At 65.6% G+C, this 26,658-nt stretch carries 25 protein-coding genes; 20 read left to right on the top strand and 5 right to left on the bottom strand.

Annotated features, from left to right (window positions below; translation table 11 throughout):
- Window position 1 precedes the first annotated feature (1 nt).
- From pgsA to V6D40_RS00920, 17 genes are all read left to right on the top strand, one after another.
- The gene (gene pgsA, locus V6D40_RS01000) at window positions 2-637 is read left to right on the top strand and encodes a phosphatidylinositol phosphate synthase (RefSeq protein ID WP_334265169.1); all 636 of its coding nucleotides are present in this window, start codon (window positions 2-4) and stop codon (window positions 635-637) included.
- Window positions 638-1,534 carry a phosphatidylinositol mannoside acyltransferase gene (locus tag V6D40_RS00995; protein ID WP_334265168.1) on the top strand — a complete coding sequence of 299 codons (897 nt, stop codon included), beginning with the start codon at window positions 638-640 and terminating at the stop codon, window positions 1,532-1,534. It abuts the gene before it with no gap.
- Between the two features lie 2 nt (window positions 1,535-1,536).
- On the top strand, window positions 1,537-2,631 hold the full coding sequence (locus V6D40_RS00990; protein ID WP_334288643.1) for a glycosyltransferase family 4 protein: 1,095 nt from the start codon (window positions 1,537-1,539) through the stop codon (window positions 2,629-2,631).
- The gene (locus tag V6D40_RS00985) at window positions 2,628-3,110 is read left to right on the top strand and encodes a hypothetical protein (RefSeq protein WP_334265167.1); all 483 of its coding nucleotides are present in this window, start codon (window positions 2,628-2,630) and stop codon (window positions 3,108-3,110) included. The genes V6D40_RS00990 and V6D40_RS00985 overlap by 4 nt, the downstream gene beginning before the upstream one ends.
- 30 nt (window positions 3,111-3,140) lie before the next feature.
- Window positions 3,141-4,022, top strand: coding sequence for an acyl-CoA thioesterase (locus V6D40_RS00980; protein WP_334265166.1), 882 nt, complete (start codon window positions 3,141-3,143; stop codon window positions 4,020-4,022).
- 57 nt (window positions 4,023-4,079) lie between these two features.
- The gene (locus V6D40_RS00975; protein WP_334265165.1) at window positions 4,080-4,832 is read left to right on the top strand and encodes a YebC/PmpR family DNA-binding transcriptional regulator; all 753 of its coding nucleotides are present in this window, start codon (window positions 4,080-4,082) and stop codon (window positions 4,830-4,832) included.
- Window positions 4,833-4,838: 6 nt separating this feature from the next.
- Window positions 4,839-5,753, top strand: a complete 915-nt coding sequence (locus V6D40_RS00970; protein WP_334265164.1) for a hypothetical protein — start codon at window positions 4,839-4,841, stop codon at window positions 5,751-5,753.
- Between the two features lie 26 nt (window positions 5,754-5,779).
- On the top strand, window positions 5,780-6,319 hold the full coding sequence (ruvC, locus tag V6D40_RS00965) for a crossover junction endodeoxyribonuclease RuvC (RefSeq protein ID WP_334288642.1): 540 nt from the start codon (window positions 5,780-5,782) through the stop codon (window positions 6,317-6,319).
- The gene (gene ruvA, locus V6D40_RS00960) at window positions 6,316-6,936 is read left to right on the top strand and encodes a Holliday junction branch migration protein RuvA (protein ID WP_334265163.1); all 621 of its coding nucleotides are present in this window, start codon (window positions 6,316-6,318) and stop codon (window positions 6,934-6,936) included. Before ruvC ends, ruvA begins: the two co-directional genes overlap by 4 nt.
- Window positions 6,937-6,939: 3 nt before the next feature.
- Window positions 6,940-8,016 carry a Holliday junction branch migration DNA helicase RuvB gene (ruvB, locus tag V6D40_RS00955; protein WP_334265162.1) on the top strand — a complete coding sequence of 359 codons (1,077 nt, stop codon included), beginning with the start codon at window positions 6,940-6,942 and terminating at the stop codon, window positions 8,014-8,016.
- 36 nt (window positions 8,017-8,052) lie between these two features.
- Window positions 8,053-8,373: a preprotein translocase subunit YajC gene (yajC, locus tag V6D40_RS00950; protein WP_334265161.1), complete on the top strand. Its 321-nt coding sequence runs from the start codon at window positions 8,053-8,055 to the stop codon at window positions 8,371-8,373.
- Between the two features lie 101 nt (window positions 8,374-8,474).
- Window positions 8,475-10,298, top strand: coding sequence for a protein translocase subunit SecD (gene secD, locus V6D40_RS00945; protein WP_334265160.1), 1,824 nt, complete (start codon window positions 8,475-8,477; stop codon window positions 10,296-10,298).
- A 3-nt stretch (window positions 10,299-10,301) separates the two neighbouring features.
- Window positions 10,302-11,495: a protein translocase subunit SecF gene (gene secF, locus V6D40_RS00940; RefSeq protein ID WP_334265159.1), complete on the top strand. Its 1,194-nt coding sequence runs from the start codon at window positions 10,302-10,304 to the stop codon at window positions 11,493-11,495.
- A gap of 7 nt (window positions 11,496-11,502) precedes the next feature.
- Window positions 11,503-13,116, top strand: a complete 1,614-nt coding sequence (locus V6D40_RS00935; RefSeq protein WP_334265158.1) for an ABC transporter substrate-binding protein — start codon at window positions 11,503-11,505, stop codon at window positions 13,114-13,116.
- Between the two features lie 8 nt (window positions 13,117-13,124).
- Window positions 13,125-13,673, top strand: coding sequence for an adenine phosphoribosyltransferase (locus tag V6D40_RS00930; protein WP_334265157.1), 549 nt, complete (start codon window positions 13,125-13,127; stop codon window positions 13,671-13,673).
- A 20-nt stretch (window positions 13,674-13,693) separates the two neighbouring features.
- On the top strand, window positions 13,694-15,973 hold the full coding sequence (locus V6D40_RS00925) for a RelA/SpoT family protein (RefSeq protein WP_334265156.1): 2,280 nt from the start codon (window positions 13,694-13,696) through the stop codon (window positions 15,971-15,973).
- Window positions 15,974-16,135: 162 nt separating this feature from the next.
- Entirely contained in the window at window positions 16,136-18,211 is a 2,076-nt protein-coding gene (locus tag V6D40_RS00920; protein WP_334265155.1) for a 5'-nucleotidase C-terminal domain-containing protein, read from the top strand.
- Between the two features lie 136 nt (window positions 18,212-18,347).
- Here the strand turns inward: V6D40_RS00920 and V6D40_RS00915 are convergent, their stop codons facing one another.
- Both V6D40_RS00915 and V6D40_RS00910 read right to left on the bottom strand, forming a co-directional pair.
- A complete protein-coding gene (locus V6D40_RS00915; RefSeq protein WP_334265154.1) occupies window positions 18,348-18,611 on the bottom strand; it encodes a hypothetical protein in 264 nt (87 codons plus the stop codon).
- Between the two features lie 91 nt (window positions 18,612-18,702).
- On the bottom strand, window positions 18,703-19,650 hold the full coding sequence (locus V6D40_RS00910) for a peptidylprolyl isomerase (RefSeq protein ID WP_334265153.1): 948 nt from the start codon (window positions 19,648-19,650) through the stop codon (window positions 18,703-18,705).
- Window positions 19,651-19,731: 81 nt separating this feature from the next.
- On the opposite strand from V6D40_RS00910, the gene V6D40_RS00905 reads away from it, so the two are divergent.
- Both V6D40_RS00905 and hisS read left to right on the top strand, forming a co-directional pair.
- Window positions 19,732-20,373 carry an MBL fold metallo-hydrolase gene (locus tag V6D40_RS00905; protein WP_334265152.1) on the top strand — a complete coding sequence of 214 codons (642 nt, stop codon included), beginning with the start codon at window positions 19,732-19,734 and terminating at the stop codon, window positions 20,371-20,373.
- Window positions 20,374-20,384: 11 nt separating this feature from the next.
- Entirely contained in the window at window positions 20,385-21,665 is a 1,281-nt protein-coding gene (gene hisS / locus V6D40_RS00900; protein ID WP_334265151.1) for a histidine--tRNA ligase, read from the top strand.
- Here hisS and V6D40_RS00895 read toward each other — a convergent pair.
- Genes V6D40_RS00895 through ypfJ form a run of 3 tightly spaced genes read right to left on the bottom strand, consistent with a single transcriptional unit; the run spans window position 21,652 to window position 24,753 of the window.
- Window positions 21,652-23,070, bottom strand: a complete 1,419-nt coding sequence (locus V6D40_RS00895; RefSeq protein ID WP_334265150.1) for an L-serine ammonia-lyase — start codon at window positions 23,068-23,070, stop codon at window positions 21,652-21,654. The two genes, hisS and V6D40_RS00895, sit on opposite strands and share 14 nt — an antisense overlap.
- Before the next feature lie 19 nt (window positions 23,071-23,089).
- Complete coding sequence (locus tag V6D40_RS00890) at window positions 23,090-23,833, bottom strand: CBS domain-containing protein (protein WP_334265149.1); 744 nt, start codon at window positions 23,831-23,833, stop codon at window positions 23,090-23,092.
- A gap of 11 nt (window positions 23,834-23,844) precedes the next feature.
- Window positions 23,845-24,753, bottom strand: a complete 909-nt coding sequence (gene ypfJ, locus V6D40_RS00885; RefSeq protein ID WP_334265148.1) for a KPN_02809 family neutral zinc metallopeptidase — start codon at window positions 24,751-24,753, stop codon at window positions 23,845-23,847.
- Between the two features lie 103 nt (window positions 24,754-24,856).
- Between ypfJ and aspS the strand changes: the two genes are divergently transcribed.
- Window positions 24,857-26,656 (top strand): aspartate--tRNA ligase, encoded by a 1,800-nt coding sequence (aspS, locus tag V6D40_RS00880; protein WP_334265147.1) that lies wholly within the window; start codon window positions 24,857-24,859, stop codon window positions 26,654-26,656.
- Window positions 26,657-26,658: the final 2 nt, after the last annotated feature.

Genomic DNA, 26,658 nt, shown 5'->3' with positions numbered 1-26,658 from the left:
CATGCTCAGTGTGCACGGCCGCAAGCCGGCGAAGCGGTTCGTGGAACCGGTTGCCCGCGGCATGCTCGGCGCCGGCCTGACCCCAAACGCGACCACGCTGCTCGGCACCGCGGTATCAGTGCTGCTGGCGTGTGCGCTGATTCCCAGCGGCCACCTGATCACGGCCGCTGTGCTCATTGGCCTGTTCTCCTTGTTCGACATGGTCGACGGCACGATGGCGCGGCTTTCCGGCGGGGGAACCGCGTTCGGCGCGACGCTCGACGCGAGCTGCGACCGGATCACCGACGGCGCTCTCTTCGGCGCGATCGCGATGTGGCTGATCTACGTCGACCACGCCCACCCCGCGCACGTGGCCGCCAGCCTGGCCGTCCTCGTTCTGTCTCAGACCATCAGCTACATCAAAGCGCGCGCTGAGGCCGGCGGTTTGAAGATCGTCGGCGGTCTCGTCGAGCGCCCGGAACGCCTCATCGTGGCGCTGGTCGGCATCGGGCTCGAGGGCTTCGGCGTTGCGCACGCGGTGGAGGTTGCGGTGTGGCTGCTTCTCGCTGGTTCGGTGTTCACCGTTGTTCAGCGTCTGATCTACGCAGCGCGCGATCCGAAAGCACAAGTGAAGATCCCTCCGCCGCCGGGGGCGTAGGTGGATTACAAGGACGCGCTGAGCGCGTACGGCTACATCGCCGGGTGGAAACTCGTCGGCGCGTTGCCGTACGCCGTGACCGCACCAGCGTTCCGGCTCGCCGCGGACAAGGTGAGCGACAACGGCCGGGGCATGGACCAGTTGCGCCGCAACCTCACCAGGGTCGTCGGCGCCGAACACGTTACCAGCGAGCTAGTGCGGGAATCGGTCCGCTCTTACGCCCGCTACTGGCTGGAGGCCTTTCGGCTGCCGCGCATCGAGAAGGACGAGGCGCTTATCACCCGCTACACCGAAGGCGTCAGCGGTACCCAGTACCTGGATGCGGCGCTAGCTAAGGGCAAGGGTGCGGTGCTCACCCTTCCGCACTCGGGGAACTGGGACTTCGCGGGGCTGTGGCTGACCAAGCACTATTCGCAGTTCACCACGGTTGCGGAGCGGCTCAAGCCGGAGGTGCTTTTCGACGCGTTCGTGGATTTCCGCGAGTCCCTCGGTTTCGAAGTGCTGCCACTGACCGGAGGCGCGGCGCCGTTCCCGCGGCTTCGCGAGGTGCTCGAGAACAACGGCATCGTGTGTCTGTTGGGCGAGCGCGATCTTGGCGGCAAGGGCGTGCCCGTGACCTTCTTCGGCGAGGCGACCACCTTTCCCGTTGGGCCCGCCAAGCTCGCTATCGAGACTGGCGCTGAGCTTTTGGTTGTGCACTCGTGGTTCACCGAGGACGCGAACGGCCCGGGGTGGGGTCTGAAAGTCGACCCACCGGTCGAGGTGGACGAGCTTGGGCCAACCGTCCAGCGCGTCGCTGACGCGTTCGCAACTAACATCGCCGCCCACCCCGCGGATTGGCATATGCTGCAACCCGTGTGGCCGAGCGATTGGAAACCGAGGCGAAAGAAGGTCTAAGCGTGCGCATCGGTATGGTCTGCCCGTACTCCTTCGACGAACCCGGGGGAGTCCAAGCCCACGTGCTCGACTTGGCCGAAGTGCTGACCAACCGCGGCCACCACGTGCAGGTGCTTGGGCCTGCCTCCGCCGGGACCGGCCTGCCCGCGTACGTCACCCGCGGCGGGGGCGCAGTGGCGGTGCCCTACAACGGCTCCGTTGCCCGCCTCTCGATCGGCCCGCACGTAGGAAGGGTGACCCGGCAGTTCATCGAGGACGGCGACTTCGACGTGCTGCACGTCCACGAGCCGAACGCCACGAGCTACTCGCTCGCCGCGGTGCGCTGGGCAAGCGGGCCCATCGTGGCTACCTACCACACCTCCGCCACCTCCTCGGTGGCGTTGAAGGCGGCGCTGCCGGTGCTGCGAGGCAACTTGGAGAAGATCCGCGGGGGCATCGCGGTCTCCGAGATGGCTCGGCGGTGGCAGGTGGAGCAGGTGGGCACGGACCCGGTGGTCATCCCGAACGGGGTGGACACGGAGCGCTTCAGCGCTGCGCGCGGTCCCCGGAACGATACGTCCGAGGTGGAAATCGTCTTCCTCGGCCGCTTGGATGAGCCGAGGAAGGGGCTGGATGTGATGCTGGGGGGCGTCGATAAGCTTGATGCTCCTGCGCGGGTGACGGTGATGGGTGCGGGCCGGGAGCGCAGCGTGGCTGGGGTGGATTTTGTCGGGCGGGTGACCGACGAGGAGAAGGCCGCGATCCTCGGCCGCGCGGACATCTACGTCGCGCCGAACCTCGGAGGGGAGTCCTTCGGCATTGTGCTGGTGGAGGCGATGGCCGCGGGCTGCGCGGTGGTGGCGAGCGACATTGAGGCGTTCGCCGCGGTGTGCGACGCGGGAGCGCACCAGCCTGCCGGGTTGCTGTTTCCGGTCGGCGACGAGTCGGCGTTGGCGAGCCAGTTGCAGTTGCTTATCGACGCCCCCGGCACCCGCAACAACTTCATCGACGCAGGTGCCCGCCGCGCACAGCAGTACGACTGGTCCACAGTCGCAGACCAAATCATGGCCGTGTACGAGACCGTGGCCACGGGCGAGAAAGTGGCGGTGCAAAGGTGAGCACTGTCTGGTGGGTAATCCTCGCAGCGGCTTTGACAGCGCTCGCGCTGTGGGCGCAGTCGACCGCCACCCGCCTCGACCGGCTGCACATCCGCCTGGATCGCTCGCGCGACGCGCTGCAGGCAGCCCTCGACAGGCGCTGCGCGGTGATCGCGGCAACGCTGCCGGAGCTCGCAGCCGCGGCGCGGGCGGCGGAGGAGGTGCGCATGGGTCCGCGCGATCTCGCCTCCAGGCTTGACCGGGAGACGGAGCTCGGCGCCTTGGTGGCCGCGGCCTTGGATCAGGGCACGGTCGCGGCGGCAGCGCAGCGCGAGATTGCTGACGCTGACACGCGCGTGATGCTCGCCCTGCGGTTTTACAACGACGCCGTGGCTGATACGCGCGCGCTGCGCCTGCGACCCGCGGTGCGCACGCTGCGGTTGGGCGGCACAGCGGCCCTGCCTGAGTACGCCGCGCTCGGCCAGATGGCGGCGGGGTAAGTAGCGGACCCGCTGGTAATCTGCCGAGCTATGAGCACATCCGAACTGCGCCGCGTGCTTGGCGTTGCGGCGGACGGCGGGGACACCTTCCGCGGCCCGGCGATGAACACCGACGTCTTCGTCCGCACCTTCGGCGGGCACTTGGCTGCGCAAGCGCTCGCCGCGGCGAGCGCCACGGTGGAAGGGAGCAAAACGGTGCACTCGCTGCACAGCTACTTCCTTGCCGGAGGGGAGGCTGATCAAGAGACGTTGTACCGGGTGCGCCGGCTTCGCGACGGACGCAGCTTCTCCTCCCGCACCGTCGAGGCGTTCCAGGGCGGCACGTTGCTCTACACGCTCACCGCGAGTTTCCACCACCACGCAGACGTCGGACCCGAGCACGCCGAGCCGTTTCCCCCCGTGCCCGGGCCAGAGACAATTCCGGCCGGTGGTCCTATTCCCTCGGGAGTGCCCGGGGCGGAGAAGGATTTTAGGGAGTGGGACATCCGGGTTGTGCCCCAAGAGGAGGCGCCAGCCGGCCCCAAGATCGTCAGCGGACGGTGCCTCTGGTTCCGCTACCGCGAGGAGCTTGAGGTGCCTGGCGCGGCAACCGCCCTGGACACCGACGCGTTCCACGCCTGCGCGCTGACCTACATGTCCGATATGACGCTACTGTACTCGTCCCTGCAGGCGCACCCCGGCGCGCAAGTGCAGCTGGCGTCGCTGGACCACGCGATCTGGTTCTTCCGCCCGGTGCGCGTGACCGATTGGTTGCTGTACCAGCAAAGTTCGCCTTCGGCGTCAAGCGGGCGCGCGCTCACCCAGGGGCGCCTCTTCAACGCCGGCGGCGACTTGGTCGCCTTGGTGGCGCAGGAGGGACTCGCCCGGCAGTTGCGCCCCGGCGCCACCCAAGTTCCGATGCGGGGGAAATAGCGCCCGCGCGTATACTGGCAGGCCGATACATGTCTCCGAGCAAGTAAGGGGTGCGTGATGGCTGGCCACTCAAAGTGGGCGACTACGAAGCACAAGAAGGCTGCGAACGACGCGAAGCGTTCGAAGTTGTGGGCGAAGCTGATCAAGGATATTGAGGTGGCGGCCCGCACCGGCGGCGGCGACCCGTCCGCGAACCCAACGCTGGATGACATGATCCGCAAGGCTAAGAAGGCTTCCGTGCCCGGCGACAACATTGAGCGCGCCCGCAAGCGCGGATCCGGCGAGATCGCCGGCGGCTCCAACTGGGAAACGGTGATGTACGAGGGCTACGGCGTTGGTGGCGTCGCGGTTTTGATCGAGTGCCTGACGGACAACCGCAACCGCGCGGCCACCGAAGTCCGCACCGCGATGACGAAGAACGGTGGCAACCTGGGCGAGTCCGGCTCTGTGGGCTACATGTTCGAGCGCACCGGTGTGGTCACCATTCAGAAGGGCGAGCTCACCGAGGACGACGTGCTGATGGCCGTGCTCGAAGCTGGCGCCGAAGAGGTCAACGACTTGGGTGAGGAATTTGAGATCACCTGCAAGCCGACCGACCTTGCCGCCGTGCGCGAGGCGCTTGCGGCCGAAGGCATCGAGATCGAAGATTCCGAGCAGGAGTTCCGCGCCGATGTGCAGGTGAGCATGGACGTCGAAGGCGCCAAGAAGATGATGCGGCTTATCGACGCGCTGGAGGAGTCCGACGACGTCCAGAACGTCTACACCAACATGGATATCTCCGACGACGTCGCGGAGCAGTTGGAGGACTAGGTCGCGTTGCGGTTTCGCCTCCCGGGCCGCGTTGCCGCGGCCTTTTCTGCTGCCGTCCTGACCACCACCGTGCTGGGCGGGTGCTCTGTGCCCGACGGCGGGCGCGGTGTGCCGGAAGCGCAGCCGGCCTTGTTCACCAGCATTGCGCAGAGCCCTGACCCAGAACCTGCCCCAGCAGCAGACACGGTGGACCCGCCGGTGAATGCGGGTGCGCTCGTGGGGAACCGGCAGCGCAGCTGGCCCGGAGGCGTCGACGACAGCGTGCACGCCAAGCCCGGCGAGTACGCTCCCGACGTGTTTCTGGGCCGCCCGGCGTGGACCCCAATTGAGCACGACGGCGACCTGCCCGATGCGTCCGCGCTGCGACCCGGTTCGTGCGGCGATTTTGACGGCCTGAAAGGCACCACCCAGCAGCAGTACGTCAACGCCCGCTACATGGTGGTGAATGACCAAGCCGGCCCGACCAAGACGGTCCGGGCCATCCCTCGCGGATACGCGCACTCGCCGGCGGGCGCGGTGCTCGCCGCGATCAACACCGCCACGTTCCACCCGAACAGCGGCGACGAAGTTGCGGCCGAGTCGTACGAGCAGCTTTCGAAGACCTCCGCCCTCGCTGCAACATTGCGCGACGAAGGCGGGTTTAACGATCCCGCAGGCTACCCCAGCCACCGGTTCCTCACGATGCCGGCGCCGGTCGCCTACAGGGTCGTGGAATGCGACACGGACTACGTCGTCGTGGAGGTCGCGGTGTTCTTCTCCGCTGACCAGTTGGACAAGGACGAAGATCTCCTTGTCGGCCGCGTTCCGGTGCGCTGGAGCGACGGCGACTGGGTGGGGGATTTTTCCGGAGCGGCAAACGACGAGATCTACCAGCACGGCAGACGCGACATCGAGGGTTTCTCCGACCTCGACTACGTGTGAGACCCGTGTGGTAGAACATATGTGTGGTGAATCTCGAAGGGCTGCGCGTGATGGGGATCGACCCGGGTTTGACCCGGTGCGGTCTCTCCGTCGTCCAAGCCGGGCGGGGGCGGCAGATCCTGCCGGTCTCGGTGGGTGTGGTGCGCACACCCTCCACCGCTGAGCTGCCGGAGCGTCTCCTGCGGTTGTCCCGCGCAGTAGGGGACTGGATGGACGAGTACCGCCCAGACGTCGTCGCAATGGAGCGTATTTTCGAGCGCGGGAACGTCTCCACCGTGATGCACACGGCGCACGCGGTGGGTGTGATGGTGCTCTGCGCCGCGGAGCGAGATATTCCGGTGCACCAGTACACTCCGTCGGAAGTGAAGAAGGCCGTCTCGGGCAACGGCCGCGCCGACAAGAAGCAAATGACGAACATGATTACCCGCATCCTCGGATTGAGTGAGCCGCCAAAGCCAGCGGACGCCGCGGACGCGCTGGCGATCGCGGTGTGCCACTGCTGGCGCGCGCCTTTAATCGCCCGCACGACACTTGGGACGCAGGGCGAAAGGACAGCGACAGCATGATCGACTCCCTCAACGGCGAAGTTATCGCAATCGGCCTCGACCATGCGGTGATTGAGTGCGCAGGCGTGGGCTACCGCTTCCTCGCCACACCGCCGACGTTGGGCAAACTGGTTCGCGGGGAATCCCGCAGGGTGCTGACATCCATGGTGGTCAAGGACGACAGCGTGACTCTCTACGGGTTCGCGGACGCGGACGCGCGCACCATGTTCCACAAGTTGCAGACGGTGACGGGGCTCGGTCCGAAACTCGCGCTCGCCGCGCTCGCGGTCTTTGAGCCGGGGGAGCTGGCGAACAGGATCGCCGCGGGCGACGCGAAGGCGGTGCAGACGATTCCGGGCGTGGGCAAGAAGATGGCTGACCGGATAGTTCTCGAGCTGAAGGACAAGATCGACGCACTTGCCGCGGTTGCTCCGGAGGGGGCGGGCGCGGCGGGAAGCGCGACGTCGGCAAGCAGCACCAGCTCCTTTGCCTCCGAACAAGTTGTGGAGGCGCTGATTGGTCTTGGCTTCGGTGAAAAGGCGGCGCGCCCTGTCGTGGAGCAGCTGCTCGCAGAGAATGCGGAGATGGACCAAAGTGCGCTGTTGCGCGCCTCGTTGACGTCGTTGGGGAAGAAGTAGCCGATGTCAGACGTGGAAAGGACCGAGTTCGAGCTGCCTGCGGGCTACACGCGGCCGGTTGATTCGCCTGTGGACGCGCAAGCGCAGGCAGACGAGCGCGACGTAGAGAAGACCCTGCGCCCGAAGTCGATCAACGAGTTCATCGGGCAGCCGAAGGTGCGGGAGCAGCTGAACTTGGTGCTCGCGGGCGCGAAACGCCGCGGCGTGACACCGGACCACATTTTGCTTTCTGGACCTCCCGGGCTGGGCAAGACCACGATGGCCATGATCATCGCCCAGGAGCTGGGCACGTCATTGCGCATGACCTCAGGACCAGCGCTCGAGCGCGCGGGCGATCTCGCGGCGATGCTGTCGAACCTGATGGAGGGCGACGTGCTCTTCATCGACGAGATCCACCGCATTGCTCGTCCGGCGGAGGAGATGCTCTACATGGCGATGGAAGATTTCCGCATCGACGTGATTGTGGGCAAGGGCCCGGGCGCTACGTCGATTCCGCTGGAGATTCCGCCGTTCACCCTGGTTGGCGCGACCACCCGCGCGGGCATGCTCACCGGCCCGTTGCGCGACCGTTTCGGGTTCACCGCGCAGATGGAGTTTTACAGTGTGGAGGATCTGACCAAAGTCGTGGCGCGCGCGGCGCGCATCCTCGGCGTGAACATCGACAGCGACGCCGCCGTTGAGATTGCCTCCCGCTCGCGCGGCACGCCGCGCATCGCCAACCGCCTGCTCCGCCGCGTCCGCGACTGGGCGGACGTCAACGGCGACGGGCATGTGGACCTCGCTGCGGCGCGCGCCGCGCTGGCGGTATTCGACGTGGACGAACTGGGGCTCGACCGCCTCGACCGCGCCGTGCTGGATTCGCTTATCCGCGGGCACGCGGGTGGGCCGGTGGGCGTGAACACGCTGGCTATCGCCGTCGGCGAAGAACCGGCGACGGTGGAGGAGGTGTGCGAGCCCTACCTTGTGCGCGCCGGTCTCATGGCCCGTACTGGGCGCGGCCGTGTGGCCACGGCCAGCGCGTGGAACCACCTCGGCATGACGCCCCCGCCGGATGCGCCGGGGCAGCTCGGTATGTTCTAAATCTCCTTCATCCCGGCACATGAGAGGATATGCGGCATGGAACTTCTGACAATGCTGCTTATTCTCGGCCTGTTCGTCCTGCCCCCGCTTCTTCTCATGCGCTCCCAGCGCAAGCGCGCCCAGGAGGTGCAGCAGATGCGTGCGTCCATCGTCCCAGGTGACGCGATTGTCACCGTGGCCGGCGTGCACGGCACGGTAGTCGGCGTCGACGGCGAGGTGTTTCAAGTCGAGATCGCGCCCGGTGTTGTCGTAGCGATGGATTCCGCTGGCGTGCTGAAACGCGACTCCGTCGCCGCTTCTGCCGACCCGGTGGAGGGCGCAAAGGAAGGCCCGGCGGAAGCTGCGGGCCAAGCTTAAAACGTCGCGCGGGCATGCCGTAGCATGTTCCGTTGTGCATGTCCGCGGGTCAATGGGCGCCGGACAGGAGAAAAACGTGAAAAAGTTGAGGAGAAAGCTCAGTGTCAGCAAACACTCGGCGATCTAACGGCTCGGCGCGCCGGTGGCCCGCACGGGCGCTCGCGCTGTTCGCGCTTATCGTCATCGCCGTCTATTCCCTGGTGTTTTTCACCGGCGACAAGCAAGCGTCGCCGAAACTGGGCATCGACCTGCAGGGCGGTACCCGCGTCACCCTCGTGCCGCAGGGCGCCGAACCGACGCGCGAGCAGCTTGAAGACGCGCGCAACATCTTGGAAAACCGCGTCAACGGTATGGGCGTGTCCGGTGCGTCGGTCGTGGTCGACGGCAACACGCTCGTGATCACCGCCGCGGGCGACGACACCTCCGAGGTCCGCAACATTGGTCAGACCTCCCAGCTTTTGTTCCGCCCGGTACTCGAGGCGCCGGCGGGTGATCCGGCCACCGCTGAACAGGTGCTTGTCAACACCGCGACTCAATGGGTCGAGATGGGCGTGCTCACCCAGGCGGAGGCTCAGGCTGCGGTGAACCAGGTCTTCGCACCCCAGGGCGAGACCGAGGGCGAGGACGCCGCAGCTCCCACGGCACCCGCAATCGACGCTACGCCGCTGCCGGAGCCGAACGGCCCCGTTGGGGCAGCTGAGCGCCGCCAGGAGGTGACTGAGATGCTGCGCGAGACCCGCCAGTCTGCCGACCCGACGCAGCAGTTCGCCTCCATGGTGCTGCTGCAGTCGAAGTGCTTCGGCCAGCAGGTGGACCAGCTCGCCGGCTCCGACGACGAAACGCTGCCGCTGGTCGCCTGTGACCCGTCCAACGGGCAGGTGCTGCTGCTTGATGAGGTGCCGCTGCTCACCGGCGTCACCGACGCCGACGGCCCGCGACTGACCGGCGAGCAGATTGACACCAGCAGGCCGATCACCGGCGGCCCGAACGTGCAGACAGGGCAGATGGAAATCAGCTTCGCCTTCAGCCAGGACGGCCAGCACAACGGTTCCCAGACGTGGTCGCAGTTGACCTCGTCGCTGCTCGGCCAGCAGATCGCGATCACGCTCGACTCGCAGGTGATCTCTGCACCAGTGATCCAAGGCGCCACCCCGGTCGGTTCTGCCACATCCATCACCGGCGATTTCACCCAGGAGGAGGCTGAGACGCTGGCCAACAACCTCCGCTACGGCGCCCTGCCGCTGTCGTTTGCGGGCGAGAACGGCGAGCCGGGCGGCACCGCCATGACTGTGCCGCCGTCACTGGGCTTGGCATCGCTGCAGGCCGGCATCTACGCGGGCTTGGTCGGTCTCGCGCTGGTCGCTATCTTCGTCTTCGCTTACTACCGCCTCTACGGCCTGATCTCCCTGGTCACCCTCGCCGCCGCTGGGCTGCTCGTCTACGGTGCCCTGGTGCTGCTGGGCCGCTGGATCGGTTACTCGCTGGACCTGTCCGGCATCGCCGGTTTGGTCATCGGTATCGGCACCACCGCGGATTCTTTCGTGGTGATCTACGAGCGCATCAAGGACGAGGTGCGACGGGGCAAGACGTTCCGCTCCGCCACCGCCTCCGGCTGGGACCGTGCGAAGGAGACCATCGTCACCGGCAACATGGTGACCCTGATCGGCGCCGTCATCATCTACCTCCTAGCCGTTGGCGACGTGAAGGGCTTCGCGTTCACCATGGGTCTGACCACCGTGTTCGACCTCTTGGTCACCTTCCTGGTCACGGCGCCGCTTCTCGTGATCGCCTCCCGTAGCGGCTTCTGGTCGAAGCCGGCGGTCAACGGCATGGGCAAGGCGTTCGCAGTGGGCGAGCGCAACCGCGCCGCGGCCCGCGCGACCGGCGCCCCCCGCACCCCCGACGTGATTGAAGAGGAGCACTAAGCCATGTCTAGCGCAATCACTACCGCTGCAACCCCGGACGTAAACGTCGGCCGTTTCGAGCGCATCTACACCCGTGAGGGCGCGATTGACTTCGTGGGCCGCCGCAAGACGTGGTACGCAATCACCCTCGCGTTGGCCGCGATCTCGATCGTGGCGATGCTGGCGCGCGGTTTCAACCTCGGCATCGATTTCGAGGGAGGCACGAAGATCGCCATGCCGGCCGGCGACTTGGTCGCCGAGGATGTGGAGGAGACCTTCACCGAGGCCACCGGAGTCACCCCCGAGCTGACCCAGATCGTCGGCGCGGGCGACGCGCGCACGCTGGAAATCAACTCTCAGCACCTCACGCAGGAGCAGATCGATCAGGCCCGGCAGGCGATCTACGAGAAGCACCAGCCGCTCGACCAGGAAGGCCAGGCAAGCCCCGACGCGATCGGTGACTCGACCGTGTCTGAATCGTGGGGCGACACCATAACCAAACGCATGCTGCTCGCGATGGGTGTGTTCCTCCTCGCGGCCGCTGTGTACGTCGCACTGCGCCTGCAGCGCGAGATGGCCATCGCAGCCATGGTTGCGCTGCTTGTCGACGGCGTCGTGATCATGGGCATCTACGCCCTCTTCGCACTTGAGATCACTCCGGCGATGATCATCGGTCTGTTGACCGTGCTGACGTTCTCCATTTACGACACCGTCATCGTCTTCGACAAGGTGAAGGAGAACACCGCCGGCGTGCTGGACTCGCGCCGCTCCACCTACGCCGAAGAGGCGAACCTGGCGCTCAACCAAACCGTTATGCGCTCGATTTCCACCTCCGTCATCTCGGCGCTGCCGATTGTCGCGCTGATGGTCGTCGCCGTGTGGATGCTCGGTGTCGGCACGCTGCGGGACCTCGCGCTGATTCAGCTCATCGGCGTCATCGAGGGCGTGTTCTCGTCGCTGTTCCTCGCTACGCCGCTTCTGGTCACCTTGATGGAGCGCAAGAGGAAGTACCAGCTCCACAACGAGGACGTGGCCCGCTACCGCGCAGACGGCCCGGACGCAGACGCGGACGTGGACACGGACGGCGACAGCCGCGGCGGGTCCGGGAAGCGAACCGTCACCGCACCGGTGTCGCGCCGCGCGGACGTCAGCGACGACATCGCCCCGTACCAGGAGATACCGGGCGGCTCCACCACGTGGAGGCCCAACGCCCGGTAGGCGGATGATGAAAACGACGATGCGCAAAGGCGTAGCCGCGCTCGCGGCCGCCGCAGTGACAAGCTTGACCGCGTGCGCGGGGATCGACGACGGCGCAGACGAGGCAAGCTTCGGCTACCTCGTCTCCACGCCGCTGGTCACCACCAACGCGGGTACTCTCGAGGGCCGGTCCACCCAGGCGCAGCTGCTTTCGACAGCGCTGTACCCGGGCGTGTACGTGCCCGGGCCGCAGGGCCAGATGATCCCGAACACGGACCTGGTCACCACCCAAGAGTTGCCGGGCCCCGAGCGGCGCGTGAACTACTCGCTGTCGCAGGAGGCGGTGTTCTCCGACGGCACGCCGGTTACCTGTTCCGACTACCTTCTGGCGTTCACCGCCGGCACGCACCCAGCGCTGTTCGGCTCAAGCATGCCGCTTTTCGACGACACCGCTCAACTGACCTGCACGCCCGGCTCCAAAGACTTCACGGTCATCTTCAAGGAGGGCCGCGGCGCACGTTGGCGCGGATTGTTTGAGGCTGGCACGGTGTTGCCGGCGCATGCCGTCGCAAAGCAACTTGAGCTCTCCGTCGATGAACTTGTCGAAGAGCTTGAATCGGAGGATGCCGACCGCCTGCGCCCGATCGCGGACGTGTGGCGCGGCAGCTTCAACCTGGACAACTTCGACGAAGAGCTGCAGACGTCCTTTGGCCCGTACACCATCGACCGCGTCGGCGATGACGGGGAAGTGGTGCTGCGCGCCAACGAGCACTATTACGGCGACGCCCCGGCCGAGCCCGAAATCGTGGTGTGGCCGGGTTCGGCTGACGCCGGGGCGCTCGCCGAAAGCGGGGAACTCGTCGTTGGCGACCTGCGCGACCACACACCCGAATGGTTTGACTCGAACGCCGAAGACAACCGCCTTGAGGTTTCCACCGTCGCGGGGCAGCTGACCGAGGTGCTGCAGTTCCCGGAGGTGGGTACGTGGGCGGTCGAGGAGAACCGACAGGCGCTGTCGCGCTGCATCGACCCCCGCGCCGTTGCGGATGCCGCGAGCAGTGCGGCTGGCATAGCGGTGCCGGTGGCGCCGCTGCACGTTCTGCAGAACGACGACCCGCTGGCGAAACGCCTCGACGACGCTGTGCAGCCGCGCCTCGACGTGGACGTGGAGAGGGCGCGTGCCCTCGAGGGCGCGGAGGTGCGCATCGGTTACGCGTATCCGAGTAAGCGGTACGCCGCGATGGTGGAAGCGATGCGGCGCAGCTGCGAGCCCGCGGGCGTGACAATCGTGGACGCCACCGGCGACGGAAAATCGCTCGCAGACCTGCCCCGCGCCGAGATCGGCGAGTGGGGCGAAGAGGTCGCGGCAGATGGCACCATCGACGCGTTTATCTACCCCGCCGACCCGATGACCAGCTTCCCGGCTGCGCTGAACAAGGCGGACAACCTGGGCGTGCTGCGCGCGCAGGAGATCTTCCTCTGGGACCGCTTGCCCACCATCCCGCTCATTGCCCAGCCCGTGACGTTCGCGATCGACCGCGAGGTGAGTAACGTAGTTGCGTACACAGGTTTGTCTGGCATCGGTTGGAACGTAAACCGCTGGCAGCGCGGCGATCACCCCACACACAAGGACGAAACGTAAGAAAAGCCATGGCTCTAGAAACCAACAAATACCAGTCGGCTAAGGAAGCGCTCGCGGACAAGATCAGGCGCGTGCCGGACTTCCCGGAGGAGGGCGTCCTGTTCGAGGACTTGACCCCGGTGCTGGCCGACCCGGACGCGCTGAACATCGTCATCGACGAAATGGCGCAGGCGAGCCGCGAGCTCGGCGCAGACCTCGTCGGCGGTCTCGACGCGCGCGGTTTCCTGCTCGGCTCCGCGGTGGCCTACGAGATGGGCCTCGGCATCCTCGCTATACGCAAGAAGGGCAAACTGCCCCCGCCGGTGATCACCCAGGAGTACACCACGGAGTACTCCACCGCGGCGCTCGAGATCCCCTCGGACGGCATGGACATTGCGGGAAAGAGCATTGTGCTTGTCGACGATGTGTTGGCCACCGGCGGCACCCTCGTCGCGGCAACCGACCTCATTGAACGCGCCGGCGGCAAAGTCGTGGGCTACGTGGTCGTCCTCGAAGTGGAGGGTCTCGGCGGGCGCGAAAAGCTCGGCGACGGCAAGCTTGTCGTGCTGGGCCAGTAGGCGGGGAGGGGTAAACGGCGGTGACGCATGATCGTCCTGTAAAGCGCCAGGGGCCGAGCGTGCGAAGCGTTTCGGCAAGGTTGGCCCGGTCGCTCACCGGCGGCGGGCGGCCGAAGACGAACCCGGTGCTGGACCCGCTGCTGTCGATCCACCGCCGGTACCACCCGAAGGCCGACGTTGAACTGCTCAACCGCGCCTACGAAACTGCAGAGACGCTGCACGAAGGCGTGTACCGCAAATCCGGCGATCCCTACATCACGCACCCGCTTGCCGTGGCCACAATCTGCGGGGAGCTGGGTATGGACACGACCACGATCGTGGCAGCGCTGCTGCACGACACGGTGGAGGACACCGAGTACAGCCTCGAGCAGCTCGAATCGGAGTTCGGCCCCGAAGTCGCCCGCTTAGTCAACGGCGTGACCAAGTTGGACAAGGTGGCCTTGGGCGCGGCCGCGGAGGCGGAGACCATCCGCAAGATGATCGTCGCCATGGCCGAGGACCCGCGCGTGCTGGTGATCAAGGTCGGCGACCGTCTGCACAACATGCGCACCATGCGGTTCTTGCCGCCGGAAAAACAGGCGAAGAAGGCTCGCGAGACCCTTGACGTCATCGCGCCGCTGGCGCACCGCCTCGGTATGGCGAGCGTGAAGTGGGAGCTGGAGGATTTAGCCTTCGCCATTCTTTACCCGAAGAAATACGAGGAGATCGTCCGCCTCGTCGCTGACCGAGCACCTTCGCGTGACCGGGCGCTGAACGAGATCACCTCGCAGCTGCAGCGCGAGCTACGCTCCAACGGCATCGAGGCCGAAGTCATGGGGCGGCCGAAGCACTACTGGTCGATCTACCAGAAGATGGTGGTGCGCGGCCACGATTTCAACGAGATCTTTGACCTCGTCGGCATCCGTGTGCTGGTGGACAACGTCCACGACTGTTACGCCGCAGTCGGCGTGGTCCACGCGATCTACTCAGCAATGCCGGGCCGATTCAAGGACTACATCTCCAACCCCAAGTTCGGGGTCTACCAGTCACTGCACACCACGGTGATGACGGACACTGGTCGGCCGCTCGAGGTGCAGGTGCGCACCCACGAGATGCACTACAACGCTGAGTTCGGCGTCGCCGCGCACTGGCGTTACAAGGAGACTAAGGGTTCGCACAAGGGCGACCAGGCCGAAGTCGATCAGATGGCGTGGATGCGTCAGCTTTTGGATTGGCAGAAGGAAGCCGCCGACCCGAACGAGTTCCTCGACTCATTGCGCTACGACCTGACCAGCCAGCAGATCTTCGCCTTCACGCCAAAGGGCGATGTGGTGAACCTCCCCGCCGGATCGACCCCGGTGGACTTCGCCTACACCGTCCACACCGAGGTCGGCCACCGCTGCATCGGTGCAAAAGTAAACGGCAAGCTGGTAGCGCTCGAATCGGAGCTGGAATCCGGCGACCGGGTGGAGATCTTTACCTCAAAGGACCAGAACGCGGGTCCGTCGCGTGACTGGCAGGAATTCGTCGTCTCGCCGCGAGCGAAGGCAAAAATCCGCCAGTGGTTCGCAAAAGAGCGCCGCGAGGAGCACTTGGAGGCGGGGCGCGACGCCCTTGCCGCCGAAGTGCAGCGCGGTGGCTTGCCTATGCACCGCCTGTTCACGGCTGAATCCATGCGTCGCGTGGCCACGCAGCTGCACTACCCGGACGTTGACGCGCTCTACACCGCGATCGGTGCCGGCAACGTCTCGGCGCAACACGTGTCGAAGCTGTTGGTGGAGATGTTCGGCAACGAGGACGAGGCAATCGATGCGCTCGCTTCGCGCACGCCAATCGCGGAACTGGTTCACCGCGCCTCCCGCAGCGACGGCCCGGGCATCCTTGTCCAAGGCTCGCCCGATGTGATGGCGAAGCTGGCCAAGTGCTGCCAGCCGGTGCCAGGGGATGCCATCTTCGGTTTTGTCACCCGCGGTGGGGGAGTTTCAGTCCACCGGGCGGATTGCACGAACGCGGCGAAGCTGAAGGAGGAGCCGGAGCGGCTTATCGACGTCGCGTGGGCCAACTCCACCGGCCACGGCAGCGCCACCCTCGCCACCTTCCAAGTGGAGGCGCTCGACCGCCACGGCCTCCTCGCCGAAATGACCGGGGTGCTCAGCGAGCAGAAGCTGCCCATCGTCGCGCTATCGTCGCAAGCGAGCGAGGACCGGATTGCGACGGTCCGTCTAACGGTGGAAGTGTCGGACGTCAAGCAGCTGGGATCGATCATGAACCAGATCCGCAACGTGGAGGGTGTCTTCGACATCTACCGTGTGACGGCGTAGCGTTCAGCAACCCCCGAAAGGTTGCCGGTACATGAATTTTTCGTGTCGGTGAAGTTAGCGCCCCAGCTCGCAATCACAAGGCCCTGGCAGCTTCCTGCAGGAAACTTTTTGTGAGGTTACAAAGACAGGTGAATCACCTGTACCACCTGCCAAGGAGTTTCAATGTTCTCGTTCCGTCGCGCTGGCAACCTGATTGCCGCCACCACCGCCACCGCCGTTGTCCTGACCGGCGCTCCGGCCGCCTTCGCCGCTGAGGCCGACCAGGTCACCTTTAACATCGCCAACATCACCGACTTCCACGGCCGCCTCGAGGCGAACCTGAGCAAGAACAGGGAAACCGGGGAAGTCACTCCGAAGGCAGGCGACGAGATGGGTGCCGCAAACGTCGCAGGCATCATCAACTACCTCCGCGAGCAGAACCCCAACACGCTCGTCACCACCTCCGGCGATAACCAGGGTGGCTCCGCGTTCGTGTCGGCCATCTCGGACGATAAGTACACGATGGAGTTCCTGCAGGCGATCAAGGTCAACGGCACGGCTATCGGTAACCACGAGTTTGACAAGGGTTACGCGGACCTGATGAACCGAATCGTCCCGGGCACCGAGGTTGACGGCACCATCACCCAGCTCGGCGCTAACGTGTTCAAGACCGATGGCACCCGCGAGACCAAGCCCTACGAGATCGTTGACGTCGACGGTGTCAAGGTGGCCCTCGTTGGCACCACCTCCAACCTGACAGTTTCGAAGTCGAACCCGGCCAACGTCAAGGACCTGAACATCACTGACTCTGCTGAGCAGGTCAACGTCGAGGCGGAAAAGCTGAAGAAGGATGGCAAGGCTGATCTCGTTATCGCGCTCATCCACGACCCCGCCCACACCAGCGCAGCGAAGCTGAACGAGCAGTACGTTGACTTCGTTTTCGGCGGCGACGACCACATCAAGCGTCTTGACCTCGAGGCTCCGGTGCCCTTTGCCCAGTCGCAGGAGTACGGCAAGGTTGTCACGAACCTGGTTCTCACCTACGACAAGGCCGAGAAGAAGATCGTGAAGAAGGACGCCCAGCAGTACGACGCTTCGCACCTGAATGAGCTGGGTATCGAGCCTGACGCAGCGGTTGCGGATATCGTGGCCAAGGCCAAGGAGCAGGCTGATGTTCTTGGCAATCAGGTTGTGGCGACGATTGACGCTGATTTCAAGCGCGGCTCCAACCCGGCTGCGGCTCCGGGCTCCAACCGCGGCACCGAATCGACTGCGAACAACATGATCGCCCAGTCTGCGGTTGCCGCGCTGTCGGAGTTCCTCGCTCAGGACATTGATTTCGGCATCATGAACGCGGGCGGCGTTCGTGAGGACCTCGCCCAAGGTGACGTGACCTACAAACAGGCGTTTGACGTACAGCCGTTCGGCAACAACATTGCCGTGGCCACCGTCTCTGGCGCTGCGATCAAGGAGATGCTTGAGAACCAGTGGCAGAGCGAGGAAGCGGCCGCGAAGTCCGGTCGTCCGCGCCTCGACCTAGGCCTGTCGGACAACGTTGCCTACACCTACAACCCGGAGGCTCCGCGCGGCGAGAAGATCACCAGCATCACCATCAACGGTAAGGAGGTCGATCCGAACAAGGACTACACCGTCGCTGGTTCCACCTTCCTCTTCGACGGGGGTGACGGCTTCTTGGGCGCGGAGAACTTCCGCGACCGCAACGATGTCGGCTACAACGACCTCCAGGCGTTCGTCGACTACCTGGAGTCGGGCGACGCAACAGTTCGTTCCGGCCAAAAGGATGTCGGCGTGGTGCTGCCGGAAGGTGGCTTGAAGGCTGGGCAGAAGAACGAGATCAAGCTGACCTCGCTGTCGTACTCGTCCGAGGGTGAGCCGAAGGCTGAGAACGTCACCGTGAAGATCGGCGGCGCTGAAGCGACGGCCAAGGTGGATAACACTGTCACCGACGCCGACAAGGGCTACGGCGAGCAGGGGCGCGCTACCGTGACCATCGACATCCCGGCGGGTGTGTCCGGTGAGCAGACGCTGACCATCACGACCGACAAGGAAACCAGCATCACGATGCCCGTGACCGTTGCGAAGTCTGACTCGGCTGCGCCGTCTCAGACCTCCGGCTCGTCGGATGCGAACCTTGGCGCCATCATCGCCGCGGTCGTCGGTGTCCTCAGCGTGCTCACGCTGATCTTCGCGTTCCCGATCGACCAGTTGCTCGGCCCGATCGCCTACCTCGGCCGTTAAGCGTTAGCTTAAGAAACCAATTAACCCGCCACTGTCTCCGCGAAGGAGAGGGTGGCGGGTTAGCTGTTTGGCAGGGGCGTCGATAAGCAAAATCGCCCCGAGCTAAGAGCTGGGGCGATCGAGCGAACCGTAGTGGCTACGGGCGCAGGTACTTCTGCGCGAACGCCGCGATGGTGCCGAGCAGACCGACAAGCGCGGTAGCCACAGCGATCCAGTCCTGGATCTCCTTCGCGGTCGGCTTGTTGCCGTTGCTGGAAGACGACTCGTTCTTCTTGTTCGTGGTCTGGTTGGCCGTCGTTTCCTTGTTCACCTGCGGGGTCTGCGCCTGCGCAACGGAAACGCCCGAGGTCAGAACGGCGGCAGCGGTGGCGGCAGCGACGAGGCTCTTACGGTACTGCATGGGAAGTCCAATCTTTTGGCGGCGTCTTCTTGTGACCTTGAGTATCCTAACAGTCCCTTATGAATCCGCAAGGGTCGTATTCGCGTGCTTGCTACTTCACCGCCGCGCTTTGAATCTTGACTTCTTCTGCCGGGGCGCCGTCGGACGCGCCGCCTTCGACGCCTACCTCGGCGATCGCGTCTAAGGTGTCTAGACCTTCGTCGCTGATCTTGCCGAAGTACGTGTAGAGCGGGGGCAGAACCGAGTCACCGTAGTTAAGGAAGAACTGAGAACCGTTGGTGTCGATGCCCGCGTTCGCCATTGCGATCGTGCCGCGCTCGTAGCGCTTCGGATCCTGCAACATCATGGAGGCGTACTGGCGCTTCTCCTCGTCGGAGGCATCTTCCGGCACACCGAGGGCCGAGAGATCCACGTCGTCGATAACCTCGTCGGTGGGGAACTCGTTGGGGAACTGGAAGCCCGGGCCGCCGGCGCCGGTGCCGCTCGGGTCGCCGCACTGCAGCACCTTCAGCCCGTCGGAGGTGGTCAGACGGTGGCAGACAGTGTCGTTGAAGTAACCGTCCTGAGCCAGGTACTCGATGGCGTTGACAGTGCAGGGGGAGACGGAGCGGTCGAGTTCCATGCCGATCGGGCCGCGGTTGGTTTCGAGGTCCACGGTGACGGTGCCCTCGGTGGAAACACCCTCGGCCGGCGGGAGTCCGACGAAGTTCGCGTCGTCGCCGTCTTCGGTGTAGGTGCAGTTCACCGTGGCGGGCAGCGCGACGGCGCGCTTGGTTGACAGAGCCTCATACTCGGACGCGTCGAAGGTGGACTCTTCGGTCTCGGTCGCGGTTGACTCCGTGGTCTCCTCGGAGGCGGTCACGTCCTCGTCGCTGTTCTGGGTAGCCGCAAAGTAGATGCCGCCGCCGAGCGCCGCGATGACAGCCAGCGATGCCGCTGCCGTTACCCACGGACGCTGGCGCTGCTTGCGGTCTCGCGAGTTCAGTTCCTTCTCCAGGTTCGAAAGCGCCTGCTTGCCGCGCTCTTCATTCGTAGCCACCGTGACCAGACCTCGATTCCCTCGTGGATTGCGTTGTGCGTGCGCCCAACGGGTGTTGAACGGTGAAATAGTATCGCATGCATGAACATCGCTGGATTCGTCGTCGGCCCGTACCAGACAAACTGCTATGTGGTGATTAATGATCAAACGCGCGAAGGGTTCGCGGTGGACCCGGGGCTCGGGGCAGGCGAGCATGTGCGCCGCCAGTTCGAAGAGCAGGGCGCTACGTTGACCGCTGTCGTGTGCACGCACGGCCACTTGGACCATGTGCGCGACGCTGCCGGTCTCGGGGTGGACGTGTATATGCACCCGGACGACGCGTTCATGCTCGCCGGAGAAACGTCGGTACCCAGCGCCGGACGCGCGGCGTTCAACGCCAGCCGTATGGAAACGCCTGCGCGCGTGATCGACATCGTCGACGGCGAGGCGCTTCAGCTCGCCGGGATGGAGCTCTCGGTGCGCCACGCACCAGGCCATTCGCCCGGCTGCGTGCTGCTGGTGGGTAAGGAGCTGGTGTTTTCGGGCGATGTCCTCTTCAACGGATCCGTGGGGCGCACCGACTTGGAGTTCTCGGACCCGGACGCGATGGCGCAGTCGCTCCGCGGCCCGGTGTGGGAACTCGACGACGCGTTGACCGTGCTCCCCGGTCACGGGCCGGCTACCACGATCGGCGCTGAGCGGGCGTCCAACCCGTACCTCCGCGCCGCCAACCGCGGACGCTAAGCTCAATCGTTGTGACTGAGCAGAAGAAGTTCCAGGCCCTTTCCGCTCCGAAGGGCGTGCCCGACTACGTCCCGCCGGCATCCGCCACGTTCATCCGCGTGCGCGACGAGTTTGCCCGCCAAGCCCGCTTAGCCGGCTACCAGCACATCGAGCTACCGGTGTTCGAGGACACTACGCTGTTCGCCCGCGGCGTGGGCGAGTCCACCGACGTGGTGAGTAAGGAGATGTACACCTTCGAAGATCGCGGGGAGCGCTCGGTCACCCTGCGCCCGGAGGGTACTGCGGGTGTCATGCGCGCAGTGATCGAGCACAACTTAGATCGCGGCTACTTGCCTGTGAAGCTCAACTACTACGGGCCTTTTTTCCGCTACGAGCGCCCGCAGGCCGGCCGCTACCGCCAGCTGCAGCAGGTGGGCGTGGAGGCTATCGGAGTTGACGACCCGCTGCTCGACGCCGAGGTGATCGCGCTCGCGGACCGCTGCTACCGCGCGGTTGGGCTGACCGACTTCCGCCTCGAGATGACCAGCCTGGGCTGCGGCGAGTGCCGCCCGGCATACCGCGAGAAGCTGCAGGCGTTCCTCTTCGACCTGGATTTGGACGAAGAAACACGCCACCGCGCGGAGATCAACCCGCTGCGCGTGCTGGACGACAAGCGTCCCGAGGTCCGCGAGATGACCGCCGACGCGCCGCTCATGCTGGACCACCTTTGCGACGGTTGCCGCGCCCACTTCGACACCGTGACGGCGACGCTCGATGCGATGGGCGTGGCGTACGTCATCAACGCCCGCATGGTGCGCGGCCTCGATTACTACACCAAGACCACCTTCGAGTTCGTTCACGACGGGCTCGGCGCGCAGTCCGGCATCGGCGGCGGCGGCCGCTACGACGGTCTGATGGCGCAGATCGGCGGCCAAGACCTCTCCGGCATCGGCTTCGGACTCGGCGTTGACCGCACCGTGCTCGCACTCGAGGCTGAGGGCGTGACGTTGGAGGGCGTGGACTCGCGCGTCGACGTTTTCGGGGTCGCCATCGGCGATGAGGCCTCGGAGCGCATGAGCTTGCTTGTCGACGCCCTGCGGGCCGCCGGCATCGCCGCCGACATGTCCTACGGCGGGCGAGGTTTGAAGGGCGCGATGAAAGGCGCCGACCGCTCAGGTGCGCACTATGCGCTGGTGCTGGGGGAGCGCGAGCTCGAAAGCGGCGAGGTGACGCTCAAGGATCTGCACGACCACTCGCAGCGCCAGGTCGCCCTCGACGCCGCTGCGGTGATCGAGGCGATTAGCACTCAGTAATGCTCACGGGCAGGCCGAGCTGCACGGCGAGGCCGCCCATCGAGGTCTCCTTGTACTTGGTCATCATGTCGTGACCGGTCGACGCCATCGTTTCGATGACGTCGTCGAGGGTGACGATGTTGGTGCCGTCGCCAAGCTTGGCTAAGCGGGCCGCGTTGATCGCCTTCACCCCGCCGATGGCGTTGCGCTCGATGCAGGGCACCTGCACCAGCCCACCCACTGGGTCGCACGTTAGGCCGAGGTTGTGCTCGAGCGCGATCTCGGCGGCGTTTTCCACCTGCGCCGGGGTGCCGCCCAAAATTGCGCACATGCCGGCCGCTGCCATGGAAGACGCCGAGCCGACCTCGCCCTGGCAGCCGACCTCAGCGCCGGAAATCGACGCGTTGGTTTTGATAATCGCGCCGATCGCGCCGGCGGTGAGCAAGAACTCGTGCGCGCGCTCCCGGTCAAAATCGTCGGTGAAATCTCGGCAGTAGTGCATCACCGCGGGGATGATGCCGGCCGCGCCGTTTGTGGGGGCAGTGACCACCTGGCCGTGCGCCGCGTTCTCCTCGTTCACGGCGAGCGCGTACAGGTTCACCCACTCCATCGCATCCAGACCGCGCGCCGTCGAGGCCTCGTACTCGGCGGTGAGCAGCCGGTGCAGACGGTTGGCCCTGCGGCGGACATTGAGACCGCCGGGCAGCGTGCCTTCCGTTTTCAGGCCGTGGGCCACGCACTCCTGCATCACGTCCCACACGGCGTCCAGGTGCGCATCGAGCTCAGTCCGGCTGTGGATGTGCTCCTCGTTGGCCCGCATCACCTCCGCGATCGTCAGCCCCGTCTTGTTGCAGATCCGAACGAGGTCGGCGCCCGTGTCGAAGGGGTAGGGCACTGCGTCGGTGTGCGCGACGGCAGCGACACCGGTTTCGTTGCGGTGCTTCTCCATGCCCGCGCGATCCAGGATGAACCCGCCGCCGATGCTGAAGTACTCCTTGCCGCTGACCAGCTGGGTGCCGTCTGCGTCCCAGGCGTCGAACACGAGGCAGTTCGGGTGCTCGGCCACAGGGAGTGGGTTGAAAACCATCTCGTATGCCACCTCGCCGGTGGGGCCTTCGATCACGCCTTCCGGCGAGATCGGTTCGCCCGGCTTCGGGGCGATGTCGGCGCTGGTGGTCGTCGGAGTGTAGCCGACAAGACCGAGCAGCACTGCGCGGTCGGTGCCGTGCCCGACACCGGTTGCCGCCAGCGAGCCGCGCAACTCGACCCGCACTTTCGCCGGCTGGACGCCGAGATCCTCGATCAACGCCTGCGCCGCGCGCATCGGGCCGACGGTGTGCGATGACGAGGGACCGATGCCTATGGAGAAAAGGTCGATCACGCTGACGGTGTTGCGTTTCCTTGCCGGCTTCGTCGAAGTTGTCATGAGCCCTCCTTTGGCGGTGCTAGAACGTGGCTGACAGCGCGGGGATGTCGGTAGCGCCCACGACGGCGATGGGGCGCTGATCCTTGTTCCCGTGCTCTGTGATGATGGCGAGGCGCGGCAGCGCACCCGATGCAAGGGGGGTGGTGAGCGCCTCCACCGCGGCGGCGGCAGGTGCTGTCCGGGGCAGAAACACCGGCTGGTCGTGCTGGCCGGAGAGTTTGAGCGCCTCGCGTATGGTGGTCGATTCCGCCACCTCGCCGCCAGTGAGCTCCGCGGCGACCCAGCGCGCGATGGCGTTCGTGGTGAGCAGTCCTACGCACTCGCCGCCCTCGTAGATCGGGAACTGGGTGTGGCCGGTCTCGGTGAGCGCTCGGAGCGCCTCGCCGATTGCGGCGTCGGGCGAGAACGTCACCACCCGCTGATCTTGGCCGACCACCTGCAGCGCGGTCGTGGGGGAGATGAGCGAGTCCCGGATGCGCTGTATGTCCGCAACTGTTTCCGCAAGCGGCTCGGCAATCGGTTTGAAGTCCCGGTACTCACCGTGGCTAATGGCGTTGCGGAGTTCAGCGAACTCCTTCAGGTCGTCCGCTTGCCCACGCGTCAGCACGCCGCTCTTGGCCGCCTGGGTGCACATCCACTTGAATGAGTCGGTTTTCTTTGCCTCCAGTGCGTCCCGGAGAAAGCCCTCGATCTCGTTGAACGAGGCGAGGAACTCGACAGCCCGGCTGGGAGGGGCGGCCGCGGCAGTTTCCTGGGTAGCCATCGCGCTGGCGCTTAGCTGTTGTAGACGCCGCGGTTCAACGTGTCGCAGGCGGACATCTTGCCGGTCTGGTAGCCCGACATGAACGCCTCGCCGCGCTGCTCTGAGGAACCGTGGGTCCACGCGTCCGGGTCGACCTCGCCGCCGGAGCGGCGTTGAATGTTGTCGTCGCCGATCGCCTGCGCGGTTTGGATCGCCTCGTTCAACTGCTGGTCAGAGACAGACTCGAGGCTGCCGTCCTGCTGGGCGTAGTGCGCCCACAAGCCGGCGTAGCAGTCAGCCTGCAGCTCGATGGCCACGGCGGCGGAATCCTCGCCCGGGTTCTTATAATCGCTCAAGCCCAGGGTGCCCTCGATGTTCTGGATGTGGTGACCCATCTCGTGGGCGGTGGCGTAGGCCTGCGCGAGCGGGCCCGAGCTGCCGCCGAGCTGGTGCAGCTGGTCGAAGAAGGAGACGTCGAGGTAGGCGGTCTCATCGCGCGGGCAGTAGAACGGGCCGGTGTCTGCGGTGGCGTAGCCGCAGCCGGTGGTGACGTCGCGCTTGAAGATGTGCATGCCCGGCTCGCGGTACTCGAGGCTGGCCTGCTCCGGCAGCACGCGCGACCACACCTCGTCGACGGAGATCACCGTCGCCGCGGCAAGACAGTCGGTGTACTCGTTGGCGGCGTTGGCCGTGTCGCAGTGGTCCAAGTTGTAGCCGCCCTGGTCTGTACCCGGCGCCTGCGACTGGGTGGAATTGCCGCCGCCGGAGAACAGGAAGAACAGCAGCAGCACGATAAGCAGGGACCCGATTCCGCCGCCGCCGAGCAATAACGGCAGGGCGAGGAGTCCGCCCGCGCCGCCTCCCGCGGCTCCGCGGCCACCGCCGACACTGGTCTGCACTCGGCGGTTCGCGCCCTGGCTGGCATTGCCTCTAAACGTCATGGCAAGCATTCTGCCAAACATCCCCAACGCATGTTGGTAACCCAGCGCGGTAGACTCTTGCCCGTTAACTTTTGCCATCACGTGGAAGGACGTGGATTAAGCCGTGCTGCGCACTCACCTTGCGGGGAACTTGAACAAAGAACTCGACGGACAAACCGTCACCCTTACCGGCTGGGTGGCGCGCCGACGCGACCACGGCGGCGTGATCTTCATCGATCTGCGCGACCGCTCCGGCTTGGCGCAGGTGGTGTTCCGCGAGTCCGAGGTAGCCGAGGCTGCCCACGACCTGCGAAGCGAGTACGTGGTGAAGGTCACCGGCGTGGTTGAGCCGCGTCCGGAAGGCTCCGCGAACGCGAACCTCGCGTCCGGCGAGATCGAGGTCAACGCGACCGAGCTGGAAGTGCTGAACAAGTCCGCTGCGCTGCCGTTCCAGATCGAGGACGCATCGTCTTCCGAGGTGGGCGAAGAGACCCGCCTGAAGTACCGCTACCTCGACTTGCGCCGCGAGCGCCAAGCGAACGCGATGCGCCTGCGCGCGAAGGTGAACCAGGCAGCGCGCAGGGTGCTCGACTCCCACGATTTCGTGGAGATTGAGACCCCGACGCTGACCCGCTCCACCCCGGAGGGCGCGCGCGACTTCCTCGTGCCCGCGCGGTTGAAGCCGGGTTCTTGGTACGCGCTGCCGCAGTCCCCGCAGCTGTTCAAGCAGCTGCTGATGGTCTCCGGCATGGAGCGCTACTACCAAATCGCCCGCTGCTACCGCGACGAAGATTTCCGCGCTGACCGCCAGCCGGAGTTCACCCAGCTCGACGTCGAGGCCTCCTTCGTGGACCAGGACGACGTTATTGCGTTGGCGGAGGAGATCCTGGTCGAGTTGTGGAAGCTTATCGGGTACGACATTCAGACTCCGATTCCGCGCATGACCTACAAGGAGGCCATGGAGCGCTACGGTTCGGACAAGCCCGACCTGCGCTTCGACATCCCGCTGGTGGAGTGCACCGAGTTTTTCAAGGACACCACGTTCCGCGTCTTCCAGGCCGAGTACGTCGGCGCTGTCGTAATGCAGGGCGGCGCTTCCCAGCCGCGCCGCCAGCTCGACGCGTGGCAGGAGTGGGCGAAGCAGCGCGGCGCCAAGGGCTTGGCGTACATCCTGGTGCAGGAGGACGGCGAGCTGACTGGCCCGGTGGCGAAGAACATCACCGACGAGGAGAAGGCGGGAATCGCAGCGCACGTCGACGCGAAGCCGGGCGACGCGATCTTCTTCGCCGCCGGCGACACCAAGGCCTCCCGCGCGCTGCTGGGCGCCGCCCGCGGCGAGATCGCCCGCAAGCTGGACCTGATCGAAGAGGGCTCTTGGGCGTTTACCTGGGTTGTGGACGCGCCGCTGTTCGAGCCGGCCGCTGACGCAACGGCTTCCGGCGACGTGGCTCTGGGCCACTCCAAGTGGACTGCTGTCCACCACGCGTTCACCTCGCCGAAGCCGGAGTACCTGGACACCTTTGACAAGGAGCCGGGCGAGGCGCTCGCCTACGCCTACGACATCGTCTGCAACGGCAATGAGATCGGCGGCGGCTCGATCCGTATCCACCAGGCGGACGTGCAAAAGCGCGTGTTCGACGTGATGGGCATCGGCGCCGAGGAAGCGCAGGAGAAGTTCGGCTTCCTGCTCGACGCCTTCCAGTACGGCGCCCCGCCGCACGGCGGCATCGCGTTCGGCTGGGACCGCATCGTCAGCCTGCTCGGCGGTTTCGACTCGATCCGCGACGTGATCGCGTTCCCCAAGTCCGGCGGCGGCGTCGACCCGCTGACCGACGCACCGGGCCCGATCCCTGCAGCCCAGCGCGCCGAGACCGGTGTGGACTTCAAGCCGAAGAAGGCGCCGGCTGAAGGCACCGCCGAGTAGGT

Origin of the sequence: Corynebacterium sp. Marseille-Q4381, assembly GCF_036881695.1 — a bacterium.
Classification (GTDB): domain Bacteria; phylum Actinomycetota; class Actinomycetes; order Mycobacteriales; family Mycobacteriaceae; genus Corynebacterium.
The sequence above is the reverse complement of the archived record's forward strand: the minus strand, read 5'-3'. Positions and strand labels throughout refer to the sequence as shown.

What these genes read in the sequence shown, in the direction of transcription:
- pgsA (WP_334265169.1), top strand. Translation starts at nt 2, where the DNA reads ATGCTCAGTGTGCACGGCCGCAAGCCGGCGAAGCGGTTCGTGGAACCG.
- ruvA (WP_334265163.1), top strand. Translation starts at nt 6,316, where the DNA reads ATGATCGACTCCCTCAACGGCGAAGTTATCGCAATCGGCCTCGACCAT.
- V6D40_RS00890 (WP_334265149.1), bottom strand. Translation starts at nt 23,833, where the DNA reads ATGGCTACCCAGGAAACTGCCGCGGCCGCCCCTCCCAGCCGGGCTGTC.
- V6D40_RS00915 (WP_334265154.1), bottom strand. Translation starts at nt 18,611, where the DNA reads ATGCAGTACCGTAAGAGCCTCGTCGCTGCCGCCACCGCTGCCGCCGTT.
- V6D40_RS00935 (WP_334265158.1), top strand. Translation starts at nt 11,503, where the DNA reads ATGAAAACGACGATGCGCAAAGGCGTAGCCGCGCTCGCGGCCGCCGCA.
- ypfJ (WP_334265148.1), bottom strand. Translation starts at nt 24,753, where the DNA reads ATGACGTTTAGAGGCAATGCCAGCCAGGGCGCGAACCGCCGAGTGCAG.
- V6D40_RS00895 (WP_334265150.1), bottom strand. Translation starts at nt 23,070, where the DNA reads ATGACAACTTCGACGAAGCCGGCAAGGAAACGCAACACCGTCAGCGTG.
- V6D40_RS00980 (WP_334265166.1), top strand. Translation starts at nt 3,141, where the DNA reads ATGAGCACATCCGAACTGCGCCGCGTGCTTGGCGTTGCGGCGGACGGC.
- V6D40_RS00920 (WP_334265155.1), top strand. Translation starts at nt 16,136, where the DNA reads ATGTTCTCGTTCCGTCGCGCTGGCAACCTGATTGCCGCCACCACCGCC.
- ruvB (WP_334265162.1), top strand. Translation starts at nt 6,940, where the DNA reads ATGTCAGACGTGGAAAGGACCGAGTTCGAGCTGCCTGCGGGCTACACG.
- secF (WP_334265159.1), top strand. Translation starts at nt 10,302, where the DNA reads ATGTCTAGCGCAATCACTACCGCTGCAACCCCGGACGTAAACGTCGGC.
- V6D40_RS00905 (WP_334265152.1), top strand. Translation starts at nt 19,732, where the DNA reads ATGAACATCGCTGGATTCGTCGTCGGCCCGTACCAGACAAACTGCTAT.
- V6D40_RS00975 (WP_334265165.1), top strand. Translation starts at nt 4,080, where the DNA reads ATGGCTGGCCACTCAAAGTGGGCGACTACGAAGCACAAGAAGGCTGCG.
- V6D40_RS00930 (WP_334265157.1), top strand. Translation starts at nt 13,125, where the DNA reads ATGGCTCTAGAAACCAACAAATACCAGTCGGCTAAGGAAGCGCTCGCG.
- yajC (WP_334265161.1), top strand. Translation starts at nt 8,053, where the DNA reads ATGGAACTTCTGACAATGCTGCTTATTCTCGGCCTGTTCGTCCTGCCC.